Origin of the sequence: Clostridioides sp. ZZV14-6154, from assembly GCF_020657785.1 — a bacterium.
GTDB lineage: Bacteria > Bacillota > Clostridia > Peptostreptococcales > Peptostreptococcaceae > Clostridioides.
The window spans coordinates 1,062,260-1,076,881 of sequence record NZ_JAGWCY010000001.1 but is presented as its reverse complement, the minus strand read 5'-3'; the positions used below and the strand labels follow the sequence as shown (position 1 = coordinate 1,076,881).

Here is a 14,622-nt window from a genome sequence, read left to right as displayed (position 1 = left end):
GAGTGATATACGTGTTTTTAATAAGAGGAGGACAAGCATTAATGTTTGAACATAAAATATTTAAAATGGATTTCGCAGGGAGAGAACTTTCTGTAGAAATAGGAAAAATTTGTGAAATGACTAACGGTAGCTGTATAGTTAGATACAGCGACAGTATGGTAATGGTAAATACAACTAAGTCAGCTAAGCCTAGAGACGGAATAGACTTTTTCCCTTTAAGTGTAGATTATGAAGAAAAATTATACTCTGTAGGTAAAATACCTGGAGGTTTTTTAAAGAGAGAAGGTAAGCCTTCAGAAAAAGCGATACTTACATCAAGATTGATAGATAGACCAATAAGACCATTATTTCCAAAAGGATTTAGAAATGATGTTCAGGTAGTTGCAACAGTTTTATCAGTAGATCAAGACTGCACACCAGATATAGTAGCAATGATAGGTTCATCTATAGCACTTTCTATATCAGATATACCATTTAATGGCCCAACAGGTTCAGTATGTGTTGGTCTTGTAGATGGTGCATTCGTTGTAAATCCAAATGCAGAGCAAAGAGAGAAAAGTTCAATGCATCTAGTTGTTTCAGGTACAAAAGAAGCAATAATGATGGTTGAAGCTGGAGCAGATGAAGTTCCAGATGATATAATGCTAGATGCTATTTTATTTGCTCATCAAGAAATAAAAAAAGTGGTTGAATTTATAGATGGTATAGTTGCAGAAGTTGGAAAAGAAAAAATTGTTGTTGAATTATACCATGCAGGGGAAGAAATAACTCAATTGGTTCGTGAATTTGCAACTGCTAAGATGAAAGATGCAGTTCAAACTTTTGAAAAATTAGAAAGAATGGAAAAGATGGATAGAGTTAAAGAAGAAACTCTAGCTCATTTTGAAGAAACTATTGAAAATTTTGAAGAACTTATTGGTGATATAGAGGAAGTATTACAAGATATAATAAAGGAAGAAGTAAGAAAACTTATAGTGCATGAAAATGTAAGACCAGATAATAGAAAATTAGAAGAAATCAGACCTATATGGTGTGAAACTGGTATGATACCTAGAGCTCATGGTTCAGCTATATTTACTAGAGGACAAACTCAAGTACTTAATGTAGCTACTTTAGGTGCTTTAGGAGATGTTCAAAAGTTAGATGGATTAGATGAAGAAGAAAACAAAAGATATATGCATCACTATAATTTCCCAGCATATAGTGTTGGAGAAGCTAGACCATCAAGAGGTCCAGGTAGAAGAGAAATAGGACATGGTGCTTTAGCTGAGAGAGCTTTATTACCAGTGATACCATCTCAAGAAGACTTCCCTTATGCTATTAGATTAGTTTCTGAAGTATTGAGTTCAAATGGTTCTACATCTCAAGCGAGTGTATGTGGTTCAACATTATCTCTGCTTGATGCAGGTGTACCTATAAGAGACATGGTTGCAGGTATAGCAATGGGACTTATAAAGCATGATGGCAAGGTAGCAGTGCTTTCAGATATACAAGGTATGGAAGACCACTTAGGAGACATGGACTTTAAAGTGGCTGGGACAGAACATGGTATAACTGCAATACAAATGGATATAAAAATAGATGGTATAGATAAAGAAGTTCTACAACGTGCCTTAAAACAAGCTAAGGAAGGTAGAATCCATATACTAGGAGAAATGAGAAAAACTATATCTCAACCAAAACCAGAGCTTTCACCATATGCACCTAAGATTGTTAAAATGCAAATAAATCCTGACAAAATAAAAGATGTAATAGGACCTGGTGGAAAGATAATAACTAAGATAATAGATGAAACTGGAGTTAAGATAGATATTGAACAAACTGGAGAAGTATTCATATCAGGTATTGAAATTGATATGATTAATAGAGCTCAAGAACTTATAAATAATATAGTTATTGAACCAGAAGTAGGAAAAACTTACAAAGGTAAAGTAAGTAGAATAATGAATTTTGGAGCATTTATTGAAATACTTCCAGGAAAAGAAGGATTACTTCATATATCTCATATAGCTCATGAAAGAGTCGCTAAGGTTGAAGATGTATTAAATATAGGAGATGAAGTTGAAGTTAAAGTTACAGAAATAGATGAAAAAGGAAGAGTTAACTTATCTAGAAAAGTTCTTTTACCAAAACCAGAGCATAAAAATAAATAATATATTAAATAATTAAAGGCAAAATCTTAGGGTTTTGCTTTTTTTATTGTATAAATATACTTAGTACAAATATTTGAGAAGTTTAAGTGCTAAATAATTAAGTATCATTGCGAATATATAATCTCTTATTATAATATTTTATTGCTAATGTGATAATGACTATTAAACATCATGTTAATATTGATTTTATTGACAATATATGGTAAATTACTAATAGTGTTAGCAATTAAGGAGGTGATAATGTGGACTATATGGAATTAGCACTTGAACTTGGAAAGGTTAAGACGTTGATGGTAAAAATACCACATAAAGATAAAATTGCAGATATACAAAGTGGTGAAAAATTTGTATTGGGTTATTTATCTAAAAACAATAAAAAAGTAAACCCAAAAGAAATAAGTAGTACTATGAATGTTAGTACTGCTAGAATGTCTGCTATTCTTAATCAGTTAGAATCAAAGGAAATGATTGAGCGCTGTGTTGACCCACAAAATGGTAGACAGACACTAGTTCAATTAATGCCTAAGGGAATACAACAGCAGAAAATAAATGAAAAAGAATTTTTAGAGTATACAGTTGAATTTTTAAAAGCACTAGGTCCAGAAGATGCTATTGCTTATATACGTATTCAAAAAAAGATTATAAAGTTTTTTGAAGATAAAAAATAAAGATATTTCTTAAGCGTTGCTAATAAAAACAGAAAGAAGGTAAAGACATGAATTTAAATAAGCAATCTAGAAATATGATTTTTGCTGTACTATTGATTGGATCTATAGTTGGCTCATTACTTCAGACATCTCTTACTACTGCATTGCCAGTTATGATGGGGGATTTAAATATATCAGCCACAACAGCTCAATGGCTTACTAGTGCATATACACTTGCTATGGGAATTATGGTTCCTGCCACTGCATTTTTGATTAGGAGATTTCCAACAAAACCACTTTTCATTAGTGCTATGAGTCTTTTTGCGGTAGGATTGTTGCTTTCTGCTAGTGCATCTTCATTTACACCTCTTTTGTTTGGACGTATATTGCAAGCAATGGGTAATGGAGTGTTGCTATCTATGACACAAGTAATAATTTTAACAATTTATCCTGCAGAGCAAATGGGTTCCATAATGGGTATATACGGCTTGGCTGCTGGGGCTGCTCCAATATTTGCGCCAACTCTAGCAGGAATTGTCATTGATATTTTTAATTGGCAAGCTATTTTTTGGTTTTCTTTAGTTATAAGTATTATTGATATTATTATAGCATCTAGAGTGTTACAAAATGTAATAGAGACAAAAAAACAATCATTTGATACGTTTTCTATGATTTTATGTGCAGTAGGATTTAGTGGTCTTTTGATTGGACTTGGGAATATTGGAACAACTGAGTTTTTCAGTATAAATATTGCTTTACCATTATTTGTAGGTATAGTATCAATTATAGCATTTTCTTTGCGTCAGATTCACTCAAAAGAGCCATTCCTAGAACTTCGTATTCTTAAGAATAAAAGTTATAGACTTGCTGTAATTATAAGTATGCTTCTATATGTTGTAATGATGGCAGGTTCCACTTTAATTCCAATATATATCCAGACAGTAAGAGGATTTTCAGCAACTAAGTGTGGTCTCATTATGATGCCAGGTTCTCTTGTAATGGCACTTATAAGTCCTTTTGCAGGTAGATTTTATGATAGGTTTGGAATACGAAAGCTAGTTGTATGTGGAAGTATATTCTTGGCAATAAGTTGTTTTGGTGTATCTTTTGTAGGAAAAGATACTTCAGTATTGTATATCTCTGCTTTTTATATTATACGTCTGATAGCTATTGGATTAATTATGATGCCTATTGTTACTTGGGGAATGAGTGTGCTTGGGGAAAAAAATATTGCTCATGGAACAGCATTACTTACTTCACTGCGTACAATAGCTGGTGCTATTGGCTCAGCAGTTTTTGTTGCAGTAATGACAACTGCTACAGTAACATCACGAGGTATGACAAATACTACAGCAAATGTATTTGGAATAGATGTTGCATTTATTTGTATTTCAATTGTTGCAGTAGTTCAGCTTTTAGTGGCTCTCTTTTTTATAGAAAGAAAAAGTTTAAAGAAATCAACAAATTAAAGATTATTTATAGATTTCAAAAGTACAATTACATAAACATATTCTAGTTATTATAATATATTTTCAAGTATGAAATTAAACTTTTGAACATGAAATAAAAAGCCTCTGTTACTCTTTCTAACAGAGGCTTTTTATATAAAATGTATTACATACTATTGTATTAAAAGTAACAGTAGAAAGTACTGTAGGAAATTCTAAAATGATAGGAAAAGTAAAGAGCTAATTAAAAAGCTGTTTAATAATATAGGTTTATTTAAGAGATTTTTAATAGAATTTTTTATTGATATACAGAGAAAGGTTTATGTTATATTTAGTGCATAAATAGAGCTTTCCTTTAATAGTATTAAATAAGAAACAATTTGTACATAATTAGGGGGAGTTTTAATGATAATGATGGTACTTAATAAGAGTAAGCTCAAAAAAATTATAATACTAATTTTAGTGATATTATTAGGATTATCAGGAGGGGTAATGGTATTAAAATTGTTTAACAATAAGCCCGTTTTTAACTTGTTTAATGGAGTAGATTTACCATATGAGAGAGGTACAAAAGATAAAAGTGGATACGTTGCATTAACATGCAACGTAGACCTTGGATGGGAAACAGAGTACATAGAATCTATTTTGGAAACTCTTAAAAAAGAGAATGTAAAGATTACTTTTAATGTAACTGGGAAGTGGGCAGAAAAAAATAAAGACGAATTATTGAAGATAAAGAAACAAGGGCATGAAATAGGCAATCATGGATACAAACATTTAGATTATTCGACACTATCATATGAGGATAACTATGAACAAATAGAAACCTCTAAAAAGATAATTGAAGAAATTATAAATGAGAAGACTAAGTTTTTTCAAGCTCCAGCAGGTTCTTTTGGAGCAGAAACAGTAAAGGCTGCTAAAGAATTAGGATATACTTCAATTAAATGGGATGCTGACACTATAGACTGGAAATATAAAGATCAACCAGAAGTAATTATAGATAGAATGAAGAAAAAAGATATTAAAGATAGTAGTATAATCTTAATGCACCCAACTGATGCAACGACAAAATGTATAGATGATATTATAGCAATTGTAAGAGAAAAAGGATTAAAACCAGGTAAACTTAGTGATGTATTTAAGTAGACAAAGTATAAATATTTGATTAAGATTGTATAAGTTGTAGTTGAATTAATTAAAAGACTGACTTATAATGTAATACATATAAAAATAAATAGAATTAGAACATAGTGTTTTCAATAATCCAATGTAACATAAAGAATAAATTTTTAGGAGAATGTAATGTATAAGACAAAAATACTGGAAAATGGGCTTACAATAATTGGGGAAGAAATACCATATCTAAAGTCAATAACGTTAGGTATTTGGATAAATGCAGGGTCTAGAATAGAAGAAGAAGAGGTAAGTGGAACTTCTCATTTTATAGAACATATGATGTTTAAAGGAACCAAAAATAGAACCTCAAAAGAGATTGCTAGCACAATTGACAATTTAGGTGGGCAAATCAATGCATTTACAAGTAAAGAATGTACATGTTATTATGTAAAATTAATAGATGAGCATATAGATACAGGAATAGATGTATTAAGTGATATGATACTAAATTCTAGATTTGATAAAAATGATATAGATAAGGAAAGACTTATAATATTGGAGGAACTTAAGATGTATGAAGATTCTCCAGACGATTTATCTTATGATTTATTAGTCGAAAATATATATGCTAATGATGGTTTAGGGATGAATATAATTGGGACAAAAGATTCTCTATACAATATAACTAAGGAGTCTATGTTAGAGTACTTAAACAAATATTATATTCCAAATAATGCTGTTATTTCTATAGTTGGAAACTTTGATTTTGATGATATGGTAGATAAACTTAAATCTAAATTTGGAAACTGGAAAAAGAGAAACTTAAGTATAGACATAACTGAGGCCAAGTTTAATCCTTGTTTTATATCAAAAAACAAAGATACTGAACAGGTAAACTTAGCTATGTGTCTAAAAGGTATTCCATTTGAAAATGATGATGAAGTTTATTCAATGGCGGTGGTAAACAATATTTTTGGTGGAAGTATAAGCTCAAGACTTTTTCAGAAGATAAGGGAGGAAAAAGGTTTAGTATATTCAATATACTCGTCACAAACACTATACAGAAAATGTGGTGAATTAGGTATATTCGCAAGTATGAGTACAGAAAATTTGCAAGATGTTTATAATTTAATAAAAGAAGAAATTGAAAATATAAGAAAAAATTATCTTACAGAAAAAGAAATATTTGAAAGTAAGGAACAACTAAAAGGTAATTATATATTGGATTTAGAAAGTACTAGCAGTAGAATGATGTCTACTGGTAAATCTATGTTGTTGAGTAAAAAAGTAAAAACTACAGATGAAATACTTGAATGTATAAATAATGTTGATATTAATTCAGTAAAAAAAGTTGTTGATAAGGTATTCAATATAGAAAATATTGGTACATGTATAGTTGGAAGAGATGTAGAAGATATTCTGCATTTGGATTAATATTTTAAAAAGTGAATCTCTGGAGGTATAAAATATGAATTTATCTGAAATAGCAGGTAAGGAAATAGTTAACTTAGTCACAGGAGAAAGATTAGGAGTTATTGGAGAGTGTGACCTTATACTAGATGAAACTACAGGCGGGATATTGGCGCTTTTAATTCCAAAAGAAAAAGGCTTTTTTGCCAGAAGAAAAGATAAGTCATTTTTAGAAGTTCCATGGAGAAATGTAAAAAAAATAGGCAATGATATGATAATTATAGAATATGAGGGATATATTTAGGAGGAAAAAATGAGTATTTTAGTGCAAAAGTTTGGTGGGACATCAGTAGAATCATATGAAAAAATGAATGAAGTATGTAAGATAGTAAAAGCATACAGAGATAATGATGAAGAGTTACAATTAGTATTAGTAGTTTCAGCAATGGGTAGAAAGGGCGCTCCATATGCAACAGATACACTTATAAATCTGTGTAATTCAGTAAATGATGAACCAAATAAAAGAGAACTTGATTTAATAATGTCTTGTGGTGAAATAATATCAGGGACAATTCTTGCTAATTTATTAAATGCAAAAGGTATAGAATCTGTTTTCTTTACTGGTCAACAAGCAGGTATAATTACAAGTGATGAGTATTCTAATGCTAAAATAAAATATATAAACCCTAAAAAGGTAAAAAGAGCATTAGATGATGGCAAAGTTGTTGTTATAGCTGGATTTCAAGGTGTAACAGATGATGGTGAAGTAACTACTCTTGGAAGAGGTGGAAGTGATACATCAGCAGTTGCTATTGGTAAATCTTTAGAATGTGAGACAGTTGAAATTTACACTGATGTAGATGGTATAATGACTGCAGACCCTAGAGTAGAACCAAATGCTAAAGTATTGAGTTTTATAGATTATGAAGAAGTATTTCAAATGGCAGATAAAGGAGCTAAGGTAATACATCCAAGAGCAGTACAGTTAGCTAAAAGTGGAAATATAACTCTAGCAATAAAAAATACAATGAATCCAACTTTTGAAGGTACAAAAATAGGTTCTTTATGTAAGCATTTAGAACAAAATATAGAATATGAACAAGAAAAAGACCTTAAAGTTGCTGTTGCAAATAAAGATAGTGTTGCTCAAGTTAAGATTAAATCAGCAGAAGAAGTGTTTACAGAAGTATTAAATGAAATAGAAAAGAAACTTATAAATATAGATATGATAAATTTCTTTATATCAGAAAAAGCCTTTGTTATTGAAGATGCTGATATAAAAGAATTAAAAGAAATACTAGATAAATTTGAATTAGATTATGAAGTAAATAGAGATTGTGCTAAAGTAACATTGATATGTTCAAGAATAGCTGATGAAATGTCTGGTATCATGTCAAAAGTAGTTAGAGGTTTATCAAAAGCAGGAGTATCTCTTTTACAAACATCAGATTCAAATATGACTATATCTTGTTTAGTTAGTGAAGAAGATATGCATACAGCAGTACATGCAATACACCAACAATTTTATGTAAAATAAGAATCGTAATGCAATTACTTTTATTCAAAATTTAATAATTTTTCGTATATCTTAATATATTTGATTTATTTGGCAAAACTAAGTTAAATATATTTTGATAGGAGTTTTTTTATGAAAGATTATAAAGATGATAATGAAACATTTGATAAAGATAATTGTAGAAGAGATTCTAGCTGTGAGGAAAGAGAATGTATAAAACAATTTGGCACTAGTGAGATGCCTCCTCAGCCTCCTAAAGATACCCAATGTATAACTATAATTGGAGAAATTGAAGGTCATTTTATAGGAAATCCTCAGAAAAAAGCTACAAAGTATGAACATATAATTCCAATGCTTTATTCAATTGAGGAAAGTAATGATGTTAAAGGAGTACTAGTTGTTTTAAATACTGTTGGAGGAGATATTGAGGCAGGTCTAGCTATTGCAGAACTTTTAAATAGTACATCCAAAAAAGTAGTTACTCTTGTATTAGGGGGAAGTCATAGTATAGGTGTTCCTCTTGCTACTGCAGGTGATTACTCATTTATAGCTCCAACTGCAACAATGATTATACATCCTGTAAGAACAACTGGACTTGTAATAGGTATAAATGAAACTTTCGAGTATTTTAAAAAGATGCAAGAGAGAATAATTCAATTTATCATAAGAACATCTAATATCGAAAGAGATATACTTGATAAACTTATGCATGAGAAAGATGAGCTTATAAGTGATGTTGGTAGTGTTTTAATAGGAAAAGAAGCTGTAGATTACGGGCTTATAGATGAAGTTGGTGGATTAAAAGATGCTATTAAAAAATTAAAAGACCTTATAAAAGAATCAGAGGAAGAAAAAAATAATGATTAAAATTTGTTTAAATAATAAAATTTATGATATAATGATGTAATAAAGTAGGAGTGTTAGTGTTAAGGCATTAGCACTTTTTGCTATGAAGGGGTAAAACTTGCTAAAAATAAGGAGTGATATTAATGGCCACGAAAAAGAAGAAAAAAAAGAAGGTAAATACCTTAAGCTTTAATGCAGAATATCATAATTTGATAACAATATTTATAGGTGTATTTTTATTATATAGTTTAAATTCTAATTCTATGGGATGGATACCTGTGATAATGCAAAATCTCTTTAAAGGATTATTTGGAGGACTTTCCATAGCAATACCATTTATAGTAATTATAACAGGACTTCTAGGGTTTTTTGATGGAAATGAATATATATATAGATTGAGAAAGACTAAATTATACTACATAATTATTTTATTTATTTTTGTATTTTATGGATTGTTAAATGCAGGAACTCTTCCTGTAGATAGCCCACTAAAAGGTAATATGTTTGATGATGTTATGAAATTGGGTGTAAGTGGACAAGGTAGTGGCTTAATAGCAACAACCATTGCGTATTATATGAGTAAAATATTTGGTATAGCAGGTGGATGGCTAATAAGTATATTTGCTCTTATACTTTCTATAATGTTTATATTTAATATTTCTATAAAAGATTTGGTATCAAATGCAAAGTCAAAATCTAAAGCATCAAAAGACAGTAATTTAACTTTTAAAGATAAAATTTCAAATATGAAAAAATCTGCAATAGATATGATAACTGATGAAGTGGACGATACTACTGTAAATAAGAAGCCTGGATTTTTTAAAGGGTTAATGTCAAAAGGCCGTGACAATGAAGATGAAGAAGATGAATATTTAGAAGAAGAAAATGGTGATGGTGTAGACGATAAGACTATTAAAATAGTTGGTTTTAACAAGGCAGAAGATGAATATTTAGAAATATTAGAAGGAACTCAAAGTATGCCAGAACTAGATGTTTTAAAAGAGTTACAGAAAGCTACAAATGAAAATTCAGTTGTGGAGACTAAACCAGAAAAGAAAGTTGATATAAGCAAATCTAATTTAGATGTAGAAAAAACTCAACCAATAAGCATTGTATCAGAGTCAAATAATGAAGACTATTCAAATTATAAAAAACCTAGTGTTGAACTTTTAAATAAAGTAAATAAAAAATCTGATGAAAATGGCAAAAAGAAGGTTTTAAAAAATGCCTCTCTTTTAGAAAAGACACTTTCAGATTTTGGAGTAGAAGCAAAGATTAATCAAGTTACAGTTGGTCCAACTATAACAAGATATGAGATACAGCCAAGTCCAGGGGTTAAAGTAAGTAAAATTGTAAACTTAACTGATGATATAGCTTTAAGTTTAGCAGCTAAAAGTATAAGAATTGAAGCGCCAATTCCTGGGAAAAGTGCAATTGGAATAGAAGTTCCAAATGAGGAAGCTCAAATGGTTGGAGTAAGAGAAGTTCTAGAAAGTGAAGAGTTTAATAATTTTGATTCTCCTCTTGCAATGGGGCTTGGGAAAGATGTAGCAGGCAAAATTATAATTGGAGATATAGGTAAGATGCCACATTTACTTATAGCTGGTTCTACAGGTTCAGGAAAGAGTGTCTGTGTAAACACTTTGATAAGTAGTATATTATATAAGGCAAACCCTGATGAAGTAAAATTACTTTTAATAGACCCAAAAGTGGTTGAACTTGCAAATTATAATGGAATACCACATCTTCTGATACCTGTAGTTACAGACCCTAAAAAAGCTGCTAATGCCTTAAACTGGGCAGTGACAGAGATGAATAGAAGATATAAACTATTTGCAGATGCTCAAGTAAAAGATGTAACAAGTTATAATGAAAAATCAGAGGAAAAATTACCTAAAATAGTAATAATAATAGATGAGTTAGCAGATTTAATGATGGCAAGCGCAAATGATGTAGAGGATTATATTTGTAGATTAGCTCAGATGGCCAGAGCTGCTGGAATGCACCTGATTGTAGCTACACAAAGACCATCCGTTGATGTTATAACAGGTGTTATAAAAGCTAATATACCGTCTAGAATAGCATTTGCAGTGTCATCTCAAACTGATTCAAGAACAATACTTGATATGGGTGGGGCAGAGAAACTTTTAGGTAAAGGTGATATGCTATTTTATCCACTTGGAGCGGCAAAACCAGTTAGACTTCAAGGTGCATTTATATCAGAAAGTGAGTCAGAAAGAGTAATTGATTTTGTAAAAGACCAGGTTAAGGATGGAATAAAGTATGAGGAAGATATAATTGAAACTATATCTAAAGTTAATACATCAAAATCTAGCGATGAGGATGAATTTTTAAGTGAGGCAATAGAATTTGTTGTAGAAAGTGGTCAAGCATCTGCTTCTATGTTGCAAAGAAGATTTAAAATAGGATTTAATAGAGCAGCTAGACTTATTGACTCTATGGAAGAAAGAGGTATAATTGGAGCTAGCGAGGGAAGTAAGCCAAGAAAGGTACTAATAAGCAAACAAGATTTGCAGAATTTAGAAGGTGAATAGAATTGTCGGTTATAGAAATAGAAAAGGCACTTAAGCTAGAAAAAGTAGTTTTTGTAGATGTAAGAACAGAAGGGGAATATGAAGAAGACCATATATTAAATGCTTTTAATATGCCTCTTTTTAAAAACAATGAGCATAATGAAGTTGGAACTATTTATAAGATGCAGGGAAAGCATGAAGCAATACAAAAGGGATTTGATTATGTATCGTATAAGCTAAAGGATATATATTTACAAGCAGCAGAGCTTACAGCAAATTATGATAATATTGTCATATATTGTGCAAGAGGCGGAATGAGAAGTGGAAGTATAGTAAATGTATTGTCATCATTAGGTGTAAATGTTTATCAACTTGAAGGTGGATATAAGGCTTATAGAAACTTTGTATTGGATTACTTAAGAAATATAATGAATACAAAGAACTTTATATCTGTGCATGGATTAACTGGCTCAGGAAAGACTGATTTGTTGCATTTATTGAAGAAAAAAGAAATAGATGTATTAGATTTAGAGGGCATAGCTAAAAATAGTGGTTCAACTTTTGGTTTTATAACATTTGATGAGAAGCCACCATCTCAAAAGAACTTTGAAACTAAATTATTTGAAAGTATATTTTTCTCAAAAAAGGATTATATATTTGTTGAAAGTGAAAGTAAGCGAGTTGGAAGTGTCACAGTTCCTAATGAAATCTTCGATGCAATGATACGAGATGGGTATCATATACTACTGGAATGTGATATTGATAATAGAGTCAATAGACTTTGTAGAGATTATATTTATGGTAAAGATGAAGATAATATATTGGTTTTAAAAGAGTGTATAAATAAATTCAGAAAAAGATTGGGTCATAAAGCAGTAGATGAATATGTTGATTTATTAGAATTAGGCAAATATGAAGAACTTGTAAAAAAATATCTTATAGAATATTACGACCCACTTTATATGCATTCAGTGGAAAAATATAAGTACAATAAAATTGTAAATTTTGATGACACACAAAAAGCCCTAGAATATGTTATAGGCTTATATGAGAGCATATTGGAAGGAGAGAAAAAATGTTAAAGATAGCATTAGAATCATTAGGATGCTCAAAAAATTTGGTGGATGCAGAAATAATGATGGGAATTTTAAATAAAAAAGGTTATAAATTGATAGGAGATTTTGAAGAAGCTGATGTAATTATAGTAAATACTTGTGGGTTTATAGAGTCAGCTAAGCAGGAATCAATTGACACAATAATAGAATTTGCAGAATTAAAACAGACTGGGAATCTAAAGGTGTTGATAGTAACAGGATGTTTAGCTCAAAGATACTCTGAGGAATTAAAAACTGAAATTCCAGAAATAGATGCAATAGTTGGTACAGGAAGCTACCAAAATATAGATGATATACTTAAAGATTTGAGTGAGAAACATCAAATTGTAAGTCTTGATGATATAGAGTTTGTATTTAATGAGGACTTACCAAGATATCTATCTACGCCTAGCTATATGGCATACTTAAAAATTGGAGAAGGATGTTCCAATAATTGTACTTATTGTATAATACCTAAGCTTAGAGGTAAATATAGAAGTAGAAGATTTGAAGATATAATTAAAGAAGCAAATAAATTGGCTGAATCTGGAGTAAAAGAACTTGTAGTTATAGCTCAAGATACTACAAAGTATGGTTTTGATTTATATGGTAAAGAGAGATTACCAGAACTTTTAGAAGAACTTGCAAAGATAAATGAGCTTAAATGGATAAGAGTCATGTACTCATATCCAGAATCAATAACAGAAGAATTGATTAAAGTTATAAAAGAACATGATAATATATGTAGCTATTTTGATATGCCAATACAACATGCAAGTAACAGTATTTTAAAGTTAATGAATAGAAAAACTAGTAAAGAGGATATATTAAATAAAATTAAACTTATAAGAAAGAATATACCAGATGCTATACTTAGAACTACAATAATAGTAGGTTTTCCTGGTGAAACAGAAGAAGATTTTAAACAGCTTGTAGATTTTGTCAAAGAAGTTAAATTTGATAGGTTGGGTGCATTTGCATATTCAAGAGAAGAAGATACACCAGCAGATAAATTACCAAATCATATAGATGAAGAAGTAAAAATACAAAGAAGAGATACTTTAATGATGATTCAACAAAAAATATCTGAAGAACTTAATGATAAAAAGATAGGAAAAACATATGAAGTACTAATAGAAGAGCAAATAGAAGATAATGTATATACAGGAAGAACACAGGGCGATGCAGAAGAAATTGATAGTATAGTATATGTAAAAAGTGTAGATAATCTTGAAGTAGGAGAATTCGTAAGTGTTCAAATAAATGATGCAATGGAATACGATTTAATGGGAGATGTTGTATATGAACTTGCCTAACAAATTAACTTTGTTTAGAATATTTTTAATTCCAGTATTTGTTTTAATAATGTTATTTAATGTACCAAACAAGTTTTTATTAGCTTGTATTATTTTTATAGTAGCTTCAATTACTGATGCACTAGATGGAAAAATAGCTAGAAAGTATAACTTAGTCACTGATTTTGGGAAGTTTATGGACCCATTAGCAGACAAATTATTAGTAATCTCAGCACTTACATGTATGATAGAAGATGGTCTAGTAAGTAGTTGGATGGTAATTATAATAGTAGCTAGAGAACTTACAGTTAGTATATTGAGGGCTATAGCAGCTGCTGATGGAAAAGTAATAGCAGCTGGTGGCAGTGGAAAACTTAAAACTATAACTCAAATGGTATCAGTAGTGATTTTATTGTTAGGAGCTCAGTTTGAAAATGAATTAATACTAAATATAGGTGGAATTCTTATACTTATAGCAACACTGCTTACTTTATATTCTGGATGGGAATACCTATATAAAAATAAAGAACTTTTCATGTCTTCAAAATAGAATATTATCA

The 14,622-nt window shown here is 30.1% G+C and carries 12 protein-coding genes; all 12 read left to right on the top strand.

Features of this window, described 5'->3' with window-relative positions:
* Nucleotides 1-41: 41 nt before the first annotated feature.
* The 12 genes from pnp (at nucleotide 42) to pgsA (ending at nucleotide 14,612) form a co-directional block, all read left to right on the top strand.
* A complete protein-coding gene (pnp, locus tag KGF45_RS05280; RefSeq protein WP_227827199.1) occupies nucleotides 42-2,153 on the top strand; it encodes a polyribonucleotide nucleotidyltransferase in 2,112 nt (703 codons plus the stop codon).
* Between the two features lie 251 nt (nucleotides 2,154-2,404).
* On the top strand, nucleotides 2,405-2,821 hold the full coding sequence (locus KGF45_RS05275; protein WP_227827475.1) for a MarR family transcriptional regulator: 417 nt from the start codon (nucleotides 2,405-2,407) through the stop codon (nucleotides 2,819-2,821).
* A 47-nt stretch (nucleotides 2,822-2,868) separates the two neighbouring features.
* The gene (locus tag KGF45_RS05270) at nucleotides 2,869-4,269 is read left to right on the top strand and encodes an MDR family MFS transporter (RefSeq protein WP_227827200.1); all 1,401 of its coding nucleotides are present in this window, start codon (nucleotides 2,869-2,871) and stop codon (nucleotides 4,267-4,269) included.
* A 384-nt stretch (nucleotides 4,270-4,653) separates the two neighbouring features.
* Nucleotides 4,654-5,397 carry a polysaccharide deacetylase family protein gene (locus KGF45_RS05265; protein WP_227827201.1) on the top strand — a complete coding sequence of 248 codons (744 nt, stop codon included), beginning with the start codon at nucleotides 4,654-4,656 and terminating at the stop codon, nucleotides 5,395-5,397.
* A gap of 156 nt (nucleotides 5,398-5,553) precedes the next feature.
* The gene (locus tag KGF45_RS05260) at nucleotides 5,554-6,801 is read left to right on the top strand and encodes a M16 family metallopeptidase (RefSeq protein WP_227827202.1); all 1,248 of its coding nucleotides are present in this window, start codon (nucleotides 5,554-5,556) and stop codon (nucleotides 6,799-6,801) included.
* Between the two features lie 34 nt (nucleotides 6,802-6,835).
* Nucleotides 6,836-7,081: a YlmC/YmxH family sporulation protein gene (locus tag KGF45_RS05255; protein WP_003419503.1), complete on the top strand. Its 246-nt coding sequence runs from the start codon at nucleotides 6,836-6,838 to the stop codon at nucleotides 7,079-7,081.
* A 9-nt stretch (nucleotides 7,082-7,090) separates the two neighbouring features.
* Entirely contained in the window at nucleotides 7,091-8,314 is a 1,224-nt protein-coding gene (dapG, locus tag KGF45_RS05250) for an aspartate kinase (RefSeq protein WP_227827203.1), read from the top strand.
* 111 nt (nucleotides 8,315-8,425) lie between these two features.
* Nucleotides 8,426-9,160, top strand: a complete 735-nt coding sequence (locus tag KGF45_RS05245) for a ClpP family protease (protein WP_227827204.1) — start codon at nucleotides 8,426-8,428, stop codon at nucleotides 9,158-9,160.
* Nucleotides 9,161-9,282: 122 nt separating this feature from the next.
* Nucleotides 9,283-11,694, top strand: coding sequence for an FtsK/SpoIIIE family DNA translocase (locus KGF45_RS05240; protein WP_227827205.1), 2,412 nt, complete (start codon nucleotides 9,283-9,285; stop codon nucleotides 11,692-11,694).
* Between the two features lie 2 nt (nucleotides 11,695-11,696).
* Entirely contained in the window at nucleotides 11,697-12,755 is a 1,059-nt protein-coding gene (mnmH, locus tag KGF45_RS05235; RefSeq protein ID WP_227827206.1) for a tRNA 2-selenouridine(34) synthase MnmH, read from the top strand.
* Nucleotides 12,749-14,083: a 30S ribosomal protein S12 methylthiotransferase RimO gene (rimO, locus tag KGF45_RS05230; protein ID WP_227841963.1), complete on the top strand. Its 1,335-nt coding sequence runs from the start codon at nucleotides 12,749-12,751 to the stop codon at nucleotides 14,081-14,083. The genes mnmH and rimO overlap by 7 nt, the downstream gene beginning before the upstream one ends.
* On the top strand, nucleotides 14,070-14,612 hold the full coding sequence (gene pgsA, locus KGF45_RS05225) for a CDP-diacylglycerol--glycerol-3-phosphate 3-phosphatidyltransferase (RefSeq protein ID WP_227827208.1): 543 nt from the start codon (nucleotides 14,070-14,072) through the stop codon (nucleotides 14,610-14,612). Before rimO ends, pgsA begins: the two co-directional genes overlap by 14 nt.
* Nucleotides 14,613-14,622 lie beyond the last annotated feature (10 nt).

Excerpts from the sequence above, each read along its gene's own strand:
- pnp (WP_227827199.1), top strand. The coding sequence starts at position 42 with ATGTTTGAACATAAAATATTTAAAATGGATTTCGCAGGGAGAGAACTT.
- KGF45_RS05275 (WP_227827475.1), top strand. The coding sequence starts at position 2,405 with ATGGAATTAGCACTTGAACTTGGAAAGGTTAAGACGTTGATGGTAAAA.
- KGF45_RS05270 (WP_227827200.1), top strand. The coding sequence starts at position 2,869 with ATGAATTTAAATAAGCAATCTAGAAATATGATTTTTGCTGTACTATTG.
- KGF45_RS05265 (WP_227827201.1), top strand. The coding sequence starts at position 4,654 with ATGATAATGATGGTACTTAATAAGAGTAAGCTCAAAAAAATTATAATA.
- KGF45_RS05260 (WP_227827202.1), top strand. The coding sequence starts at position 5,554 with ATGTATAAGACAAAAATACTGGAAAATGGGCTTACAATAATTGGGGAA.
- KGF45_RS05255 (WP_003419503.1), top strand. The coding sequence starts at position 6,836 with ATGAATTTATCTGAAATAGCAGGTAAGGAAATAGTTAACTTAGTCACA.
- dapG (WP_227827203.1), top strand. The coding sequence starts at position 7,091 with ATGAGTATTTTAGTGCAAAAGTTTGGTGGGACATCAGTAGAATCATAT.
- KGF45_RS05245 (WP_227827204.1), top strand. The coding sequence starts at position 8,426 with ATGAAAGATTATAAAGATGATAATGAAACATTTGATAAAGATAATTGT.
- KGF45_RS05240 (WP_227827205.1), top strand. The coding sequence starts at position 9,283 with ATGGCCACGAAAAAGAAGAAAAAAAAGAAGGTAAATACCTTAAGCTTT.
- rimO (WP_227841963.1), top strand. The coding sequence starts at position 12,749 with ATGTTAAAGATAGCATTAGAATCATTAGGATGCTCAAAAAATTTGGTG.
- pgsA (WP_227827208.1), top strand. The coding sequence starts at position 14,070 with ATGAACTTGCCTAACAAATTAACTTTGTTTAGAATATTTTTAATTCCA.